Origin of the sequence: Pseudomonas citri (assembly GCF_025336485.1) — a bacterium.
GTDB classification, from domain to species: domain Bacteria; phylum Pseudomonadota; class Gammaproteobacteria; order Pseudomonadales; family Pseudomonadaceae; genus Aquipseudomonas; species Aquipseudomonas citri.
Window position 1 is genome coordinate 133,351 of the sequence record NZ_JAODAB010000007.1, and the last position, 3,251, is coordinate 136,601.

Here is a 3,251-nt window from a genome sequence, read left to right on the forward strand (position 1 = left end):
TCCCCTCTTCGCAAGCAGCTCAGGCTAGGGTGAAGCTGGTTCCCGCCAGGGTCGGCGTCAATCGCGCGCCAGTGCGTTGATGGGGTCCAGTCGTGCGGCGTTACGGGCGGGTACGAAGCCGAACACGATGCCGATGAGGGTCGAACAGACCACGGCGGTGACGATCGAGCCCATCGAGAACACCATCTGCCATTCCTTGACGAAGATCGAAAAGACATAGCCGATGCTGAACGACAAGCCGATACCGATCGCCCCCCCCAGCAGGCAGACCATCACCGCTTCCACCAGGAACTGCTGGCGTATATCGGACTGACGTGCGCCGACCGCCATGCGGATGCCGATTTCACGGGTTCGCTCGGTCACCGAAACCAGCATGATGTTCATCACGCCGATGCCCCCCACCACCAGTGAGATGACTGCGATCAGCGAGAGCAGCAACGCCAGCGACTGACTGGTCTTCTGGACCGTCTGCAGCACGCTGTCGAGGTTGTAGGTGAAGAAGTCCTTGATGCCGTGACGCTGCTCCAGCAGCTTGACCACGTTGTCCTCCACCAGCTTGCTCGGCTGCCCGTCCTTTATCCGGACCGTGATGCTGTCCAGGAAGCGCTGGCCCAGCAAGCGTCCCGCCGCCGTTTCATAGGGCATCCAGACGTTCAGGTTCTTGCTGGTGTTGAAGACGCTCTTGCGGTCCTCGGTCACGCCGATGACGGTGCAAGGCAGGTTGTCGACGAGGATCACCTTGCCCAGCGGGTCCGTGTGCGGGCCGAACAGTCGCTGGCTGGTGTTATGGTCGATCACCACCACCTGCGACTGCCGCCGGGCGTCATCCTTGTTGAACGCTACCCCCGAGCCGATCTTGATCCCGCGAACCTGGAAGTAGCTCTCGCTCACACCGTTGACGGTCGCATTGACGTCGATGTTCTGGTAGCGCAGCAACAGGTTGCGACCGAGGTTGGGGGTGGCGCTGTCGATGTAGTACTGATCGCTCAGGGCCGTGACATCGGACAGCACCAGGGTTTCGATAGCCGTCGAGCGACTGTCCCCCCAGTCCGCCCCGGGCATGATCTCGATGGTATTGCTGCCGATCGCCTCGATGTCCTTCAGGACGTACTGCTTGACCCCTTCGCCGATGGCCACGATCGATACCACCGACGTGATGCCGATGATGATGCCCAGCATGGTCAGCAGGGTGCGCATGCGGTGCGAAATCAACGCCACCCAGGCCATGTTGAACGCTTCGCTGAACAACCCGAAGCTGGCGAGCAGGCGGTTCGACGGTTTGACCCTGGCCGGGCGTGTCGCCTGTGCCGACGGATCTTCCAGCGGTCGCTGCGGGTTGAGTCGGTCGCTGACGATCTCGCCGTCGCGGATCTCGATGATGCGCTGGGCATGGGCAGCCACCTTATCATCGTGGGTCACGATGATCACCGTGTGCCCCGCCGCGTTGAGTTCCAGCAGGATCTTCATCACCTCCTTGCCGCTGGCGGTGTCCAGCGCACCGGTAGGTTCGTCGGCGAGGATGATGTCGCCGCCGTTCATCAGGGCCCGGGCGATACTCACCCGCTGCTGCTGTCCGCCCGAGAGCTGACTGGGTCGATTGCCCTGGTGCCCTGTCAGCCCCAGACGTCCCAGCAGTTCGCCGGCACGGCGCTGGCGTTGCGACTCGCCGGTGCCGGCATAGATGGCGGGCATCTCGACGTTGTGCAAAGCGCTCAGGTGCGGCAGCAAATGGTAACGCTGGAAGATGAAACCGAAATGGTCACGACGCAGCACCGCCAGTTCATGGTCGTCCATCGAACCGGTTTCACGTCCATCCACCTTGTAGCTGCCGGAACTCGGATGATCGAGACAGCCAAGCACATTCATCAGGGTGGATTTGCCGGAGCCGGACGCTCCCGTGATCGCCACGATTTCCCCGGCGTTGATCGTCAGGTTGATGTCCTTGAGCGCGATGAAAGCCTTTTCGCCCGCTTGAAAGCTGCGGGTGATCCCCTTGAGTTCCAACAGTGGTCGGGTCATGGTCAGGCTCCTGCCACGGCTGGGGTCGGCTCGCCAATGACCACCTTGTCACCTTCGACCAGGCCATCCTTGATTTCAGCCCTGACATTGTTATTGATGCCCGTCTGCACATTACGCGGCTGGGCCTTGCCTTCAGCGTCCAGCACGCGGACCACGTAGCTGCCATCCTGGTTCTTCGCGCCCAGGGCGGCAACCGGAACCGTCAGCACGGCCTTGGCCTTGTCCAGGACGATACGGACCTGGGCCGTCATCGAAATGCGCAGGCGATGGTCGGGGTTCGGCACGTCGAACAGGCTGTTATAGAACACCGCGGTGTTCTGCTTGGGCGTGCCGGCGGTCTGCGTCTCGAGGAAGTTCTGCGGTGCCGGCTCGGTGCCCCGCAGGGTGGCGTAGTAACGTTTTTCCGCTTCCCCCAGGATGGTGAAATACACCTCCTGGCCGGGAACGATATGAATCACATCAGCCTCGGACACCTGTGCCTTGACGGTCATGGTGTCCAGGTCGGCCAGCTTGAGCAGCACCGGCGCCAGTTGCTCGGCGATCACGGTCTGGCCTTCCTGGGTCACAATCCCCACGACATAGCCGTCGATGGGCGCGACGATATGGGTGTAGGCCAGGTTGACCCGGGCCGTTTCCACCTGGATCTGCGCGTCCTTGATCTGTGCATCGAGGGACAGCAGGTTGGCAGCCTCCACCTTGTAGTTCGATTCGGCGGTCTCGTATTCCTGCTTGGAAATCGCGTCGTCCGGTTGCAGCACCTTGTAGCGATCGTAGGTGGCTTTCGCATCCTTGAGTTGTGCTGCGGTGGCTTGCCGCTTCGCCTTCAGGTTTTCTTCGTTGACCTGGGCCTGGCGAAGCGTATTTTGCGCGATCAACGGGTCGATTTCCGCCAGCCACTGGCCCTTCTTCACCTTGTCGCCCAACTTGACCTTGAGTGACTTCAACTGCCCCGATACCTGGGCACCGACATCCACCTGCTTGACGCCCTGGAGTGTCCCGGTGGCAAGGACCGCGTTCTCGATGTCAGTGCGCTCGACCGTGGCAGTCAGGTACTCCGGTGGTTTTCCCGGCGACTGCGCGCTGTAGAAAACCAGGCCGGTGACCACGACCAGGACAAGCACGATAGCGATTCTGCGAAACTTCGACTTTTCCATAAATAACTCTATGTGCGTTGAATTCAGGCCCGGCCAGTACGGCGCCGGGCTCCAGGTAAGCGCCCCTGGGGGGCGCGG

Annotated in this window: 2 protein-coding genes; both read right to left on the minus strand. The window is 61.6% G+C overall.

The window, feature by feature from the left end:
- Window positions 1-57 precede the first annotated feature (57 nt).
- Window positions 58-2,019, minus strand: a complete 1,962-nt coding sequence (locus N4Q37_RS11155; protein ID WP_260957909.1) for a MacB family efflux pump subunit — start codon at window positions 2,017-2,019, stop codon at window positions 58-60.
- A gap of 2 nt (window positions 2,020-2,021) precedes the next feature.
- Complete coding sequence (macA, locus tag N4Q37_RS11160; RefSeq protein WP_260957911.1) at window positions 2,022-3,173, minus strand: macrolide transporter subunit MacA; 1,152 nt, start codon at window positions 3,171-3,173, stop codon at window positions 2,022-2,024.
- Window positions 3,174-3,251 lie beyond the last annotated feature (78 nt).

Bases quoted from the DNA above. Each gene is read 5' to 3' on its own strand.
- N4Q37_RS11155 (WP_260957909.1), bottom strand. From the start codon at position 2,019: ATGACCCGACCACTGTTGGAACTCAAGGGGATCACCCGCAGCTTTCAA.
- macA (WP_260957911.1), bottom strand. From the start codon at position 3,173: ATGGAAAAGTCGAAGTTTCGCAGAATCGCTATCGTGCTTGTCCTGGTC.